Source organism: Shewanella septentrionalis, assembly GCF_025370265.1.
Taxonomy (GTDB): Bacteria; Pseudomonadota; Gammaproteobacteria; order Enterobacterales; family Shewanellaceae; genus Shewanella; species Shewanella hafniensis.
This window is the reverse complement of sequence record NZ_JAMTCC010000009.1, coordinates 21,238-35,633: the sequence shown is the minus strand read 5'-3', so window position 1 is coordinate 35,633 and position 14,396 is coordinate 21,238. Positions and strand designations below refer to the sequence as shown.

Sequence of the window (14,396 nt, the reverse complement as noted above, 5' to 3'; positions counted from 1 at the left end):
AACAATTAGCTTGCGGATTGGCAGAGATAAGTAGGCCGTATTTCATGCTCTATATATTATGACTAGCTTTTACTCGCCAGTTGATTTATTGCATTGAGTTAAATTTAGGTAATAAAAAAGCCGCATATAGCGGCTTTAGTTGGATTATTTCAAGCTGAGGTTACTTCTTCTTGCGGGCGATTTTACTCGCTTTCTTTGCCGCTTCTTTCTTGCTGGTTTTCTTCGCTGCTTCTTTGGCTTTCACTTTGGCTTTTTTCTTACCCGGTGTCCGCGCTTCTTTGTTCTTTGGACGCAGCTCTTCGATCACGCGACGTTTCAACGGTTGCTCGATATAACGCTCGATTTTACCGACGATACGCATATCGTGTGCTTCGGCCAACGAAATCGCAGTACCTTTGGCGCCAGCGCGGCCAGTACGACCGATACGGTGAATATAGGTATCGGCAGATCGTGGCATGTCGAAGTTGATCACATGGGTGATATCGTCGATATCGATACCGCGTGCAGCCACATCGGTTGCCAGCAAGACGTTAACTTCACCTTTAGTAAAACGACTTAAGGCTTGGAAACGTTTTTTCTGTTCCATATCGCCACGCATGAATGCGCAGGGAATGCCAACTTTCAGTAACTGGCCTTCTAAGCTAGAAACTATGTCGCGGGTTTTCACGAACACGATAGTCCGTTTAACATCTTCTTGGCGCAGCAGATGACATAGCAGGGCAAATTTATGCTCTTTATCATCGGCTAAGTGGATCCATTGGTGGATCTTGGCTTTTTCACTGCGAGGGGCTTCAACATCGATTTCAATCGGGTCGTTTAACACTTCGCGGGCAAAACGTTGCACGCCGCCGCCTTCTAAGGTGGCAGAGAACAGCATGTTCTGTTTGCGGCCTTGGGCTTCGATAGCAATCGCTTGCACTACAGAAGAGAAGCCCATGTCTAGCATGCGGTCGGCTTCGTCGATAATTAAGATATCGACTTCTTGGGCGTTGAAATTGCCTTTGTCTAAATATTCCATCAGGCGGCCAGGGGTCGCGACCAGAATATCGACGTTGCCCGCTAAGGCTTCTTCTTGTGGTCCGTAAGGCACACCACCAGTCACAATCGCTATGTCCAAACCTTGGCCTGTGGCTAAGTGACACGCATAACGGTGGATTTGGCTGGCTAACTCACGGGTTGGCGTGAGGATCAGAATACGTGCTTGCCCAGCGAAACGACGGGGGAAGTCGATTAAATGTTGCAACGATGGCAGTAAAAAACTCGCTGTTTTACCTGTTCCTGTCGGGGCGCGCGCGAGAATATCTCTTTGCTCTAGGGCATAAGGGATAGTTTCTTGCTGAATAGTGGTGGGTGAATGATGCCCCATGGCATTAAGCGACTCTAATAAGCTAGGGTCAAGCTGGAAATCTTCAAATTGCATGCGCAGCGTCTCGACGGATAATAGCGAAGCATTATAAAGGTTATAGCGGTTAACTTAAATAACTTATCTAGATCTCCGGTGTTTATCTTCTCAGCCGGTAAAGTTTTATGGTAATAGGCATAAGTTAATTACTTTAAGCTCAATGTATTAGCATCTAATTTTGGGGGAATTGGCCCCTTCGTTACCTTTGCCAAACTTAGCGGCCTTTACTTTACGTGTCAGGGCTGGGCTCGATATCAGTATTTAAGGTAAAAATCTCGGATCAATTGCACCATGGTTTGGGTGTATTGGCCTGAAAGTTCTCGAATAGTGATATCACTGATCTTCGTGGCAATTTGAGGGTGAGTCTTGTGCGCGAGTACGCAGAGTGCTCGATTGGCGCTTTTTCCTACAATACTGATAAGGTTAGTCATTTCAATAAGACTGAGCGGTGAGTGCGTTAAAATCTCATTGAAACGCGCCATGCTCTGCATTGGTAATATGAGGCTTGCGTTTCCTTGCGGTGCTAGGCACACATGAATGGCATCGAGTAGCGCGGTAAAACTTAAGCTATCTGTGTGACGGGCCATAGCGCGCTGGGATTGTATCGCCTGTGTGCCTTGCTCAAAATAGGGCGGATTACAAATGATGTGATCAAAATACTCTTGATACTCAATCTGTTGGCAAAAGTCTTGGATGCTGCTGTTGACTAAGGTGAGTCGATTCGCCCACGGACTATTGTGGAAGTTATGCTGGCAAGCCTCGGCTGCACTTGTGTCTAACTCGACACTGGTAATGTGTGCTTGGCTGCGCTGCGCTGCCATTAAACTGAGTAAGCCGCTGCCAGCACCAATATCTAACACTGTTTTTGCTGCGGTCAGTTGAGCCCACGCGCCTAGGACGACACTGTCTGTGCCTACGGCCATGCCGCAATTCATATCATCGATATGAAATTGTTTAAAAGTGAATGCCATGGAGAGTTAATTTTTGCCGTTCTAAGGTGGTTAGGCCCAATATTGGGCGGGCAGTATTCTAATTCTAGCCCTCGTTTTTAGCCAATGCTTTTAAACAGAAGGTGTAACCCTAGATGTATGAATTTGTGTCGGCATAAGATTTTATTTTTACGGCGCAATACAGATTTTACTTAATTAACGCTTTATTTTATTGCCTTGGAAACCTTTTGTTAGCAGGTAATTAGCATTATTTCGCTTTTTTTATCCTAATGGTCTTGTTGTCTTGTATTAGCACTTTAAGTCTGGTATTAGTTTCGCCCCCATTTTTAATCACTTTGTATGATTAACGGATAGGTAAACGAGTTTGGTGGTGAATTAGTAGTCAGTACGGCTGCACAAAAGTTTGTCATAGATTATAAACTCGACAGATATCGAACATATTTACCACGGAATTGTGTAAACAAAGATTTGCACTCCGGATGGGCTTTGTTTTAGCTATGGCTAATCGACACATAATCACTTAAGTTTGTAAAAAAACAATAAGACAAGATGGGGCTTCCAGTGCAAGACAATCAGATGAGTATCGCAGATACATTGGGCTTAGGTTTTATGACCTTCGCATTCTTTTTAGGGGCAGGTAACCTAATTTTTCCACCGTTCGCGGGAATGTTAGCGGGCGGTAATATGCCCCTCGCCATGTTGGGTTTTTTGATTACCGCCGTAGGTTTACCTTTAGTTGGACTGATTGCTGTCGCTAAGGCTCAAGGTAAGGTTATGGCTATGCTGCCAGTATTTGCAGCAACGACATTGGCTATCGCGATTTATATCATTATCGGCCCTGCGTTTGCTGCGCCGCGTACCGGTTTAGTGGCTTACGAGATTGGCGCTAAGCCCTTTATCGATGACACCACGGCCACATTTTTACTGGGCAGTTTAGAACTGAATCTGTCACAACTGCTATACACCATGTGTTTCTTTACCGTCACTATGTTATTGGCGCTTTTCCCTGGCAAGCTGCTCGATAGCGTAGGTAAAGTATTAACGCCTATTTTATTGATCTTGTTAGTTGGATTGGCTGCATCTGTGATGTTTTTACCCGCATCCGAAGTGGGCCAAGCCGTAGGCGATTATCAAAACCATCCGCTGACCAAAGGTATTTTGGAAGGCTACAACACTATGGATACGTTAGCGTCCTTAATGTTTGGTATGCTGATTATCGATATCCTGCGCAAAAAGGGGATTGATCAACCGAGTGCTCAAACTAAATATCTGATCCGCGCCGCCTTTATTGCTGCCGCTGGTTTAGCCTTTGTGTATGTGTCGCTGTTCTTTTTAGGTGCGACCGCAGGCGATATCGCCATCGGTGCTAAAAATGGCGGCGAGATCTTAACAAACTATGTGACCCGTGAATTTGGTGATTTAGGCTCAGTCTTACTGTCATCGGTCGTGACCTTAGCTTGTTTAACCACAGCGGTCGGTCTTGTAAGTGCATGTTCAGAGTTCTTCAATGAGCTGATGCCTAAACTGTCTTACCGTTTCCTAGTGATCTTCTTAAGCGTGATTTGTGCTGTGATTGCTAACGTGGGTCTTACGCAGCTTATCGCCATCAGTATTCCTGTGTTAATGACGATTTATCCTGTGGCAATCGCCTTAGTGGTCATCACTTTCTTGACCGCTTACTTTGCGAATCCGCAGTTTGCACACCGTGCAGTACTGAGCGTGGCACTGTTTTTCGGCATCTTCGATGGCCTTAAAGTGGCGGCAAGCAGCCTGACTGGCGCTGATGGTCAAGCGGTGAATGGCTTAGCACAGGGCTTTATCCATGTCGTGGATGTGATGTCTCCCGTGTTATCTAAGCTGCCACTCTATGAAGAAGGCATGGCTTGGTTACTGCCAACGATTGCAACCATAGTACTGTGTTTAGTTTTTGGTCGTGGTCGTGATCAAACGGCTGCTGCTTAAGCCTTGTACTCGCGTTTTTACGCGGGACTCAGTTAAGCTGATGTAGGCTTAAATGTAGTTAAGTTAATATCAACGGCGTATCATTTGATGACGCCGTTTTTTTATGGAGTTTTTGTGCCTAAGACATATCAGCCCGATCCGCTCATTGATGTTTTTCTTGATGATCTCTGGTCGAGCAAGGGACTGAGTGACAACACCTTATCGGCCTATCGCACCGATTTGCGCCATTTTGATCGTTATCAAGCTCAGCAAGGGGTAACGCTGCTTGCGGTTTCTCAGGCCGATGTCAGGGCGTATTTAGCCTTTAGAGTTGAGCAGGATTTTGCGCGCACCAGTAGCGCTCGGCTGCTCAGCAGTTTACGGCGTTTCTATACCTATTTAGTGCAGACCAAGCAGATTTCAGCCGATCCTATGGCCCTAGTTGAGTCGCCTAAATTAACCCGCCATTTACCCGATTCATTGAGTGAATCACAGGTCGATCGCTTGTTGTCTGAGCCCAATGTGGAAGATGCCGTCGAATGTCGCGACAAAGCCATGCTAGAGCTGTTGTATGCGACAGGCTTGAGGGTGAGCGAGCTCGTTGGCTTGACGATGGAGCAGATGAGTCTGCGCCAAGGCTTAGTGCGCATTGTGGGTAAGGGCGGCAAAGAGCGTCTTGTGCCGCTGGGTGAATTAGCGATTACCGAAGTCGAGAGCTACATGAAGTTTGCGCGCCAAGAGTTGCTCGGCAATAAACAGTCCGATGTGGTGTTTCCGTCAAAACGCGGGCAGATGATGACGCGGCAAACCTTTTGGCATCGAATTAAGTTGTATGCCCTTCGTGCTGGGATTGAAACCGCATTATCACCGCACACATTACGCCATGCTTTTGCTACCCATTTGCTCAATCACGGTGCTGATCTGCGGGTGGTGCAATTGCTGTTAGGCCATAGCGACCTGTCGACCACGCAGATTTATACCCATGTGGCGCGGGCAAGGTTGCAGGAATTGCATCAACAGCATCATCCAAGAGGCTGAAAAAGGATTTAGTTACAGCATAAATTTGCTTTCCGCGCGGCTTGTCTGTAACTTTTTGCCCCCATACGGGGTCTATTAAGTATATCGCGTTTGAACGACCCCAAAATCTCCTCGTCGAGACCCAATTTATAGGATGTCCCATGAAGTTAACCCGAGCATTATCTTTAATTTTTGCCCTTGTTGTAGCTCCTCTTGCTCACGCCGCAACAGCGACCTCGCCAGATACCGCTGCTATTAAGCAAAAACTGACTGAGATGTTGGATGTTGAAGTCATTTCTATGCAGGATTCGCCGATTGAGGGTTTGTATCAAGCCATGACCAACCGCGGCGTGCTCTATATTAGTCGTGATGGTTCAAAACTGTTCCACGGCAGTTTGTATGACCTAGATAAAGGCATGAAAAACTTAACGGAAGCGGCATTAGCTGGCCCACGTTTAGAAATGATGAAGCCGCTTGAAGACCATATGTTGGTTTACAAAGCCAAAAATGAAAAACACGTGGTCACTGTATTTACCGACGTCAGCTGTGGTTATTGCCGTAAATTGCACAGCCAAATGGCCGATTACAACAAGCTTGGCATTACCGTGCGTTACTTAGCCTTCCCACGTGCGGGCGTGCCGTCAGCCAATGCCGACGAAATGCAAGCCATCTGGTGTGCTAAAGATCCATTAAAAGCTATGACAGACGCTAAAGCGGGCAGCAAAGTTGCCGCAGCAACATGCGATGCTAAAATTGCCGAGCAATATGCTTTAGGCACCACCTTTGGTGTGAATGGTACGCCTGCAATCGTGTTAGAAGATGGCAATATGATCCCAGGTTATCAACCCCCTGCGGACTTATTACGCACCTTAGAAGCGCGTCAGTAACAGTCAAAATAGTGAAATTTATCCCACTAAAGGTGAGCTTAAGGCTCACCTTTTTGTTATCTTATCGCCACGATTTCATGAGAGTTTGAGTCCCTTGATCCATAAGATAGTCCGTCGCCCAACCGTTGATGATAGCCATTTACCTGCTTATCTTTCGCCGCTATTGAAGCAGCTTTACGCTCGCCGCGGTGCGCTCAGCCACGAATGCGAACTTGTCCTTAAGGGTCTATTAAGACCTGAAACCATGAAAGGCTTACCCGAAGCTGCGGCGCTTATTGCCGATGCCATGCAGGCGAATAAGTCGATTTTGATCGTCGGTGATTTTGATGCCGATGGCGCGACCTCAACCAGCGTATGCATGCTGGCGCTACGGATGATGGGCGCAGTTAAAGTGGATTATTTGATCCCCAATCGCTTCGATTACGGCTACGGCTTAAGCCCTGAAATTGTTGCGGTTGCGGCCTCTAAACAGGCTGAAATGCTGATCACTGTCGATAATGGTATTTCATCGATTGATGGCGTTGCTGCGGCCAAAGCCTTTGGTATGCAAGTGGTGATTACCGACCATCATTTACCCGGCCATGAGTTACCTGCTGCCGATGCGATAGTGAATCCGAATCAACCCGATTGCCCCTTTGCGAGTAAATCGATTGCCGGTGTCGGTGTCGCCTTTTATTTGATGACAGCATTAAGGGCTGAACTGCGAACGCGAAACTGGTATCAAACGCGCGGTATTGCTGAGCCCAATTTAGGGACGCTGCTCGATATCGTTGCCCTCGGCACAGTCGCCGATGTGGTATCGCTAGATGCCAATAATCGCATTTTAGTCGAAGCGGGTTTGCAGCGCGTGCGAGCGGGCCGCTGCCGTGTGGGCATTACTGCGCTGCTTGAAGTGGCGAAGCGAAATCCGGCGCGTATTGTTGCATCTGATTTTGGTTTTGCCGTGGGCCCAAGGCTTAATGCCGCAGGCCGGCTGGATGAAATGGCGCTCGGCGTCGAAACCTTACTCTGTGAAGACATGATGTACGCGCGGCGTATGGCGGCCGAGCTCGATGGGTTAAACCAAGAGCGCCGTGAGCTTGAAGTCGGCATGCAGCAGGAAGCCTTAAAAAGCCTTGAGCACTTAAAGCTCAACGAAGACGAGTTACCTTGGGGTATCGCGCTATTTCAAGAAGATTGGCACCAAGGCGTTATCGGGATTTTGGCCTCGCGCATTAAAGACAAATACCACAGACCCGTGATCGCCTTTGCCGACGCGGGTAATAACGAAATCAAAGGCTCGGCGCGTTCGATCAAAGGCTTACATATGCGCGACCTACTCGAGCTAGTCAACACGCGCCATCCGGGACTGATTATCAAATTTGGCGGCCATGCGATGGCGGCGGGCTTGTCACTCAAAGCGGGCAGTTTTGCGACCTTTGCTAAAGCCTACGATGACGGCGTGCGTGAACTACTCAAACCTGAACTGCTAACCGGCGAGCTGTGGTCCGATGGTGAACTCACTCCCACAGAACTGAATCTTGAGATGGCCCAGTTACTGCGTAATGCCGGGCCTTGGGGGCAAGCCTTCGAGGAGCCGTTGTTCGATGGCTATTTTAAGGTTATCCAGCAGCGGATAGTCGGTGAGCGCCACCTTAAACTCGTGCTTGAAACCCAGTGCGGCACTGTGATGCTCGATGCCATCGCCTTTAATGTGGATTTACACACTTGGCCCGATGCAACGATTAACCATGCCCGTATCGTCTATAAGCTCGATGTGAATGAGTATCGCGGTAATTTCTCGCTGCAACTCATGGTCGAGCAGATTGAAGCTATGTAGTTGCTGTAATGAATAACGTGGTTATAGCCTAGATATTGAATGCCAAATGCTGCACTTAATTGGTGATAAAAGGGAGTTGAGTCATGCCGACATATAGTGTGAGTTGTGATCAAGCAGAAATGGATTTTGAGGTTATTCATGGTTTTATCAGTAACAGTTATTGGGCGCAGGGCATGCCAAAGGCATTGCTGCGTAAAGCGTTAGCCAATAGCCTCTGTTTTGCTGTGCTTGATAGTGAAGCTAAACAAGTAGCCTTTGGCCGCTTAATCACAGATAAAGCCACCTTTGCCTACCTTGCCGATGTGTTTGTACTTGAGTCGCACCGTGGTTTAGGCTTAAGTAAGTTGATGATGGCAGCAATTATGGAACATCCCGAACTGCAAGGATTAAGACGAATAATGCTCGCCACCCGCGATGCCCATGGACTCTACACCCAGTTTGGTTTTAACGCTGTCGATACGCCTGAAACCTTAATGCAAATTCGGTTAGAGAATCCCTACCTTTAGGCTAGATTTTATTGACGTAAATTCTATAAATATCAAGATAAGGACATCTGTTATGACAGGAAAAACTCACCCAACGACAGTAGCCGATAGCATAAAAGTGAAAGGCCCCGCATCTTATTTCCCTTCTATCGAGAAAACCTATGGTCAGCCGATCGCCCACTGGCTAACGCTTTTGCAAGGTCTTGAAGGTAAAAAACATATGGAAATGGTGGCTTGGCTTAAGGGTGAGCATCAATTCGGTCATGGGCATGCCAATGCGCTGGTGGCATATTTTATTAACGAAAAAAGTCGATAGCGGTACTTAGCTTGACACAATTACAATATGCCTATCTTGCCAGTTTTTCTGTTTCCTCCGCTTTTTTGAATGGGTTACTTGAGGGGCAAGTGCCTTGGGTACGGCTACTTTGCTTAATCTTGTTGCTTTCAACCATGGGATTTGCCTGTTTGTACCATAGTTTAAAGCGTTCGATAAACTCACAAGACTCGAAACAAATTCTCTTAAAAACAAGAAGCCAGCTTGCGCTGGCTTCTTAGTTTATGCGGTTAATGTTGCACTATTATGCTGCTTTGGTATCGCTAATTTCTTCATCGCTGTGACGAATGAGGTAATCAAATGCACCCAGTGAGGCATTTGCACCGCTGCCCATGGCAATGATAATTTGCTTGAACGGTGAGTTAGTGACATCACCTGCGGCAAAAATACCTGGGACTGAGGTTTGGCCGCGCTCATCGACTACGATCTCGCCCCTTGGGGTTAAATCGATAGTGCCCTTCAACCATTCCGCATTCGGTACTAGCCCAATTTGCACAAAGATACCTGCCAGTGCGACATGGTGACTCTCGCCAGTGGCTCTGTCTGTGTAGTTCAGGCCATTAACCCGAGTACCATCGCCAGTCACTTCAGTGGTCATGGCCTGGGTAATGATTTTAATGTTACCCATAGACGCCGCTTTACGTTGCAATACATCGTCGGCGCGCAGGGTTTTATCAAATTCCAGCACAGTGACATGTTCTACTATGTTGGCAAGATCGATAGCCGCTTCGATACCTGAATTACCGCCGCCGATCACTGCAACACGTTTGCCCTTAAATAACGGACCATCGCAATGTGGGCAGTAAGCAACACCTTTGCCGCGGTATTCTTTCTCGCCGGGGACGTTCATTTCACGCCAGCGGGCACCTGTGGCTAACAATACGGTACGGCTTCGTAATTTAGCGCCGCTTGCCAGTTCAAGCTCGAACAAGCCATCTGTTGATAACGACACTGCCTTTTGGTTGTCCATGATGTCGACTTCGTAGTCTCGTACATGGGCTTCAAGGTTTGCCACTAGCTTTGGACCTTCGGTCGCTTTGACCGAAATAAAGTTCTCGATACCAACGGTTTCAGCGACTTGTCCGCCAAACTTGTCGGCAACAATACCAGTGCGAAGGCCTTTACGTGCCGCATAAATAGCGGCCGCTGCGCCGGCTGGGCCGCCACCCACTACTAAAACTTCGAATGGGGCTTTTTCATTAATTTCATCGGCCTTGCGGCTTGCGGCATTGGTATCCAACTTATTTAAAATCTCGCCAATGCTGATACGGCCAGCAGCAAACACTTCGCCATTTAAGTAAACAGAAGGCACGGCCATAATGTTACGGCTCGCCACTTCGTCTTGGAACAGGGCGCCGTCGATCATCACGTTGGTAATATTCGGGTTAATCGCCGCCATCATGTTCAGTGCCTGTACTACGTCTGGGCAGTTTTGGCAGGTCAGTGAGACATAGGTTTCAAAGGCATATTTGCCCGGCAGATTGCGGATCTGCTCGATAATGTCATCGCTGAGTTTGATTGGGTGTCCACCCGTGTGCAGTAAAGCCAACACAAGTGAGGTAAATTCGTGACCCATAGGCAGGCCCGCAAAGCTGATTTGCGTATTAAGCTCTGGGTTAATCACTGTCATCGCCGGGGTGCGTTCGCCCTGAGTTTCTTTCAGGCTCACTAGAGAAGATAGGCTGACAATGTCTTGCGCTAAGCTTTTTAATTCTTGAGACTTTTTGCTCTCATCTGCAGACACGACAAGTTCAACTGGTCTCTTGAGGTTTTGCAGATAGGTTTGCAGTTGATTTTTTAAATTCGCATCTAACATGTGATGACTCCAAAATCGCGTAAAAGGGAGAGGTAAGGGGGCCAGTCTAGGCCCTTGCAGGGGCTGGCTTAATCCTTTGCTGCGTGGCGCTACAACTGTGTTGGTTGTAACGCCAATCAGCTTGGGACGCTAGACTGGCGGGGTTGACGCTTTGCAGGCTAAATTAGATTTTGCCAACTAGGTCTAAAGACGGTGCTAATGTGTCGTCACCTGGTTGCCATTTAGCTGGGCAAACTTCACCATCGTGAGTCGCAACATATTGAGCTGCTTGAATTTTACGAACTAGCTCTTGAGCGCTACGGCCGATGCCTAAATCGTGAACTTCGCTGACCTTGATTTGGCCTTCTGGGTTAATCACGAAAGTACCACGCAGTGCTAAACCGTCTTCTTCAATCATCACGCCAAAGTTACGGCTGATAGTACCTGTTGGGTCAGCCAGCATTGGGAAGTTGATCTTCTTGATGGTGTCTGACGTGTCATGCCACGCTTTGTGAGTGAAGTGAGTGTCAGTTGATACTGAGTAAACTTCAACACCCATGCCTTGCAGTTTTTCATAATGATCAGCCATGTCGCCTAATTCAGTTGGGCAAACAAAGGTAAAATCTGCTGGGTAGAAGAATACAACTGACCATTTACCTAACAGGTCTTGTTCCGTTACAGGAACGAACTCACCATTGTGATAGGCAGTGGCTTTGAATGGTTTGATTGTGCTGTTGATAATTGATTGAGTCATTTTATGCTTCCATTTAGTTGATGATTGCTTAAGTTCATAACGAGGACATTTGCTTGCGTCCTGTCGATGTGAAGCATATTACCGACTCGCATAAAATTAAGATAACGGATAAAAACTATTATCCTAATCGGTTTAATCGAATGCTGGTGCAATTAGGTCGGACTCAATCGGTTTTTCCACAGCAGCTGCGGGCTTGGTGTGATTGGGGTTGGATCTGGATTGTATTCGATGACTTTTCAGTGAATGGATTGAGCTAAATTTCGGGCATAAAAAAGGGATATCAGTGATATCCCTTAAATATAAATTCAATTAAAACAAGGCCGCGTTGCGAATGCCAAGGTGTTCGGCAAGTGAGCTGTGATTACTTAACCTGAACTCGGGATAACGAGTGTCGAAAAATCTAAATTTAACAAAACTAAATCAATGCTATAAATGATTAGTTTGAAACGAAAAATCTATTTCTTGACTGAATGCGCAGATTTTTGCGCATATCAAGGCGCTCTGTCGTACGCCATAGCGAGCTATGGTTAGACAGAGCAACGCAGAGAGGCCCGAAAAGATGCCTATTCAGCGGCTCTGCTTATCCCGAGCTCAGGTTACTTAGCTTTAGGTTGAGTTAACCAAGTGCTGAGCAAGCGCACGCCGTAACCTGTGGCGCCCGCAGGCACAACGGCGGTATCGGTGGCGGTTAAGGCATTACCCGCGATATCGAGATGCGCCCAAGGCTGTTCGCCTGCAAAGCGTTTTAGGAACATGGCCGCAGAGGAAGCGCCTGCGCTGCCTTCTTTACCGGTGTTTTTCAGATCCGCGATCGTAGACTTAAGCTCATCATCGTAGGCTTGATCTAAGGGTAGACGCCACACTTTCTCGCCAACCTGTTGTCCCGCATAGGTTAACTGCTGAACCAAGGTCTCAGAGTCGGTAAACAATCCCGCATATACGCTGCCGAGTGCGCCAACTTTAGAACCCGTTAAGGTCGCGACATCGACAATAATAGAAGGCTTATAGTTTTCTCTGGCGTACCAGAGGCCATCGGCCAGCACTAAGCGACCTTCGGCATCTGTATTAAGCACTTCAACGGTGAGCCCTTGGGCTGTTTTAATCACGTCCCCAGGGATCATCGCGTGGCCAGAGACCATGTTCTCCGCCATCGGCATAATCGCCACTAGGTTGATTGGCGCCTTTTGCAGTGCCATGGCTTTAACTGTGCCAAGCACAGTGGCTGCGCCCGCCATATCTGACTTCATTCGCGCGATTGAAGTACCCGTCGCCTTAATGTTGTAACCGCCTGAGTCGAAGGTGATACCTTTACCGACCAGTGCGATTGGCGCGTCTTTGCTGCCCGGCCAATGGGCCACCACTAATTTAGGTGGGCGTTCGCTGCCTTTACCGACTGCTGCTAAGGCGCCCAGTTGTAGGCGTTCAATATCTTTGGCTTCTAATACTGTGACTTTAACGCCGAGGGATTTGAGTTTTCTCGCCTCATTGGCAAAGCTGTCGGGATACATAATGCCCGCGGGCGCGTTGGTGAGATCGCGTGCTAAAAACACACCTGCTTCAACCGCTTGCAGATTTTTATGATGTTTCTGGTTGCCACTTAAATCATCAACGGCGATTTGGTAGTTCTTCTCGGTGCGGGTATTCGCCTTGAACTGAGTGTAACGATAGCTGCGCAGTTCAATACCGTGGGCCAGCTCTGAGGCAAATAACGGCGCGGTAGTTAAACCTTGGGTAAGCACACGCACTGTGGCTTGGGGAACCGTATCGAGTTTGGCTGCAACATTACCGCCGATTGTATTAATGTCGCCGGGTGTTAAAGTTTTAGCATCGCCAATACCGACCAATAAAACTCGCTTAGCATCGATTTCGCTCGGTACTAAAATCTCAAGGATTTCACCTTGCTTACCAGAAAAGCTGTTATCTGCCGTCGCTAGGTTTAATTGGTCTTGGGTCGACTGAGGTAAATAGTCGATCCCATAGGTAGTAGCATCAGCGCTTTGGAATAGCATTAATGTATCTGAATTCAGTGAGCTACGAGTGTCAAAACTAAAAATCTCGGCGTTAGCATTGAGAGAGTTAAGGCACGCCAGAGCCATAACGCTTAACATAAATTTGTGCTTATTTTTCATGGTGACAGCTCATATCATGGGAGTGTGAGAAGAATATCAAAGCTCAGCCTTAGGGTTAACTAATTTAAGCTATTTTGCTGATATTAATATTAAATCCAAGGCCCAAAGCGTGTCAGTGATCGCTCAAGGGCAAAATCCAATTGTTGCGACAAAGTTTGAGCCTGACTTTTCAGGGCTGAGGTGCCTAAAAGTTGTGGCGATTGGCTGGCAAATATCACCCAATTACCGCCACCAGTGAGGCAAGCATTCACATGGGCAAAGTGCTGTTGTAAGTCAGCCAACAACTCGCGATTTTGGCTATGTTCTTTCCAGCAGTTCAGCACTAAATACCCATTGGGTTTGATAAGGTTAGTGCATTGCTCAAGGAATACTGGTGAAAGCTGCCCGGTTTCAACACCTTTGGCTGTGTAGATATCGGCAAAAATTACATCGACTTTTTTATGATCGCCTGCGGCCAAAAAGGCGATGGCATCATCATTGATAAGATTGAGCTTTTTACCTATCGGCAGCTGAAAATAGCGCTTAGCTAACTCAATCACCGCGGGGCGTAATTCCACTGCCGTTAACTTTATTGCCGCGTCGAAATTACGTAGAGAGTGAATAATCGAGCCGCCACCTAAGCCTAAGACTATGGCGCTCTTTGGCTTACAAAACAGTAAAACCAACAACATGGCTTGCACATAAGTGTGCTGGGGAATATGGGGTGCCGCCTTGAGGATTTTACTCTGCTCGTCGTTGTCCCCAAAGGACAGGATCCGTGAGTCGTCGTAATCGATTACGCGGATTGGGCCTAGTGCGTCTTGGGTTTCATGTAAGAGGGTAGAATCGGCCATATTGGGTTTATTACTCGGTTTCGCTGCTTGGCTCGCTTGCACAGGCTATA

General features: G+C 47.5%; 12 protein-coding genes. 6 read left to right on the top strand and 6 right to left on the bottom strand.

The features are described from left to right. Window positions 1-160: 160 nt before the first annotated feature. Both srmB and NE536_RS06745 read right to left on the bottom strand, forming a co-directional pair. Window positions 161-1,420, bottom strand: coding sequence for an ATP-dependent RNA helicase SrmB (srmB, locus tag NE536_RS06750; RefSeq protein ID WP_106651506.1), 1,260 nt, complete (start codon window positions 1,418-1,420; stop codon window positions 161-163). A 236-nt stretch (window positions 1,421-1,656) separates the two neighbouring features. Further along, window positions 1,657-2,373: a tRNA1(Val) (adenine(37)-N6)-methyltransferase gene (locus tag NE536_RS06745; RefSeq protein WP_261272216.1), complete on the bottom strand. Its 717-nt coding sequence runs from the start codon at window positions 2,371-2,373 to the stop codon at window positions 1,657-1,659. Between the two features lie 528 nt (window positions 2,374-2,901). Here NE536_RS06745 and brnQ point away from each other — a divergent pair. The 6 genes from brnQ to NE536_RS06715 all read left to right on the top strand — a co-directional run bounded on the left by brnQ (window position 2,902) and on the right by NE536_RS06715 (window position 8,817). Further along, window positions 2,902-4,314: a branched-chain amino acid transport system II carrier protein gene (brnQ, locus tag NE536_RS06740; RefSeq protein ID WP_006084009.1), complete on the top strand. Its 1,413-nt coding sequence runs from the start codon at window positions 2,902-2,904 to the stop codon at window positions 4,312-4,314. Window positions 4,315-4,428: 114 nt separating this feature from the next. Continuing rightward, a complete protein-coding gene (gene xerD, locus NE536_RS06735) occupies window positions 4,429-5,331 on the top strand; it encodes a site-specific tyrosine recombinase XerD (protein WP_006080351.1) in 903 nt (300 codons plus the stop codon). 140 nt (window positions 5,332-5,471) lie between these two features. Further along, the gene (gene dsbC / locus NE536_RS06730) at window positions 5,472-6,197 is read left to right on the top strand and encodes a bifunctional protein-disulfide isomerase/oxidoreductase DsbC (protein ID WP_006080352.1); all 726 of its coding nucleotides are present in this window, start codon (window positions 5,472-5,474) and stop codon (window positions 6,195-6,197) included. 94 nt (window positions 6,198-6,291) lie between these two features. After that, the gene (gene recJ / locus NE536_RS06725) at window positions 6,292-8,016 is read left to right on the top strand and encodes a single-stranded-DNA-specific exonuclease RecJ (protein WP_261272215.1); all 1,725 of its coding nucleotides are present in this window, start codon (window positions 6,292-6,294) and stop codon (window positions 8,014-8,016) included. 83 nt (window positions 8,017-8,099) lie between these two features. Beyond that, on the top strand, window positions 8,100-8,522 hold the full coding sequence (locus NE536_RS06720; protein WP_261272214.1) for a GNAT family N-acetyltransferase: 423 nt from the start codon (window positions 8,100-8,102) through the stop codon (window positions 8,520-8,522). Window positions 8,523-8,574: 52 nt separating this feature from the next. Further along, window positions 8,575-8,817 (top strand): DUF4287 domain-containing protein, encoded by a 243-nt coding sequence (locus tag NE536_RS06715; protein ID WP_261272213.1) that lies wholly within the window; start codon window positions 8,575-8,577, stop codon window positions 8,815-8,817. 262 nt (window positions 8,818-9,079) lie between these two features. Here NE536_RS06715 and ahpF read toward each other — a convergent pair whose 3' ends face one another. From ahpF to NE536_RS06695, 4 genes are all read right to left on the bottom strand, one after another. Beyond that, on the bottom strand, window positions 9,080-10,651 hold the full coding sequence (gene ahpF / locus NE536_RS06710) for an alkyl hydroperoxide reductase subunit F (protein WP_261272212.1): 1,572 nt from the start codon (window positions 10,649-10,651) through the stop codon (window positions 9,080-9,082). Window positions 10,652-10,814: 163 nt separating this feature from the next. After that, complete coding sequence (ahpC, locus tag NE536_RS06705; RefSeq protein WP_063884140.1) at window positions 10,815-11,384, bottom strand: alkyl hydroperoxide reductase subunit C; 570 nt, start codon at window positions 11,382-11,384, stop codon at window positions 10,815-10,817. A 596-nt stretch (window positions 11,385-11,980) separates the two neighbouring features. Further along, entirely contained in the window at window positions 11,981-13,513 is a 1,533-nt protein-coding gene (locus NE536_RS06700; protein ID WP_261272211.1) for a leucyl aminopeptidase, read from the bottom strand. 89 nt (window positions 13,514-13,602) lie between these two features. After that, window positions 13,603-14,346 carry a spermidine synthase gene (locus tag NE536_RS06695; protein WP_107950309.1) on the bottom strand — a complete coding sequence of 248 codons (744 nt, stop codon included), beginning with the start codon at window positions 14,344-14,346 and terminating at the stop codon, window positions 13,603-13,605. Window positions 14,347-14,396 lie beyond the last annotated feature (50 nt).

What these genes read in the sequence shown, in the direction of transcription:
- srmB (WP_106651506.1), bottom strand. Translation starts at nt 1,420, where the DNA reads ATGCAATTTGAAGATTTCCAGCTTGACCCTAGCTTATTAGAGTCGCTT.
- NE536_RS06745 (WP_261272216.1), bottom strand. Translation starts at nt 2,373, where the DNA reads ATGGCATTCACTTTTAAACAATTTCATATCGATGATATGAATTGCGGC.
- brnQ (WP_006084009.1), top strand. Translation starts at nt 2,902, where the DNA reads ATGGGGCTTCCAGTGCAAGACAATCAGATGAGTATCGCAGATACATTG.
- dsbC (WP_006080352.1), top strand. Translation starts at nt 5,472, where the DNA reads ATGAAGTTAACCCGAGCATTATCTTTAATTTTTGCCCTTGTTGTAGCT.
- NE536_RS06720 (WP_261272214.1), top strand. Translation starts at nt 8,100, where the DNA reads ATGCCGACATATAGTGTGAGTTGTGATCAAGCAGAAATGGATTTTGAG.
- NE536_RS06715 (WP_261272213.1), top strand. Translation starts at nt 8,575, where the DNA reads ATGACAGGAAAAACTCACCCAACGACAGTAGCCGATAGCATAAAAGTG.
- ahpF (WP_261272212.1), bottom strand. Translation starts at nt 10,651, where the DNA reads ATGTTAGATGCGAATTTAAAAAATCAACTGCAAACCTATCTGCAAAAC.
- ahpC (WP_063884140.1), bottom strand. Translation starts at nt 11,384, where the DNA reads ATGACTCAATCAATTATCAACAGCACAATCAAACCATTCAAAGCCACT.
- NE536_RS06700 (WP_261272211.1), bottom strand. Translation starts at nt 13,513, where the DNA reads ATGAAAAATAAGCACAAATTTATGTTAAGCGTTATGGCTCTGGCGTGC.
- NE536_RS06695 (WP_107950309.1), bottom strand. Translation starts at nt 14,346, where the DNA reads ATGGCCGATTCTACCCTCTTACATGAAACCCAAGACGCACTAGGCCCA.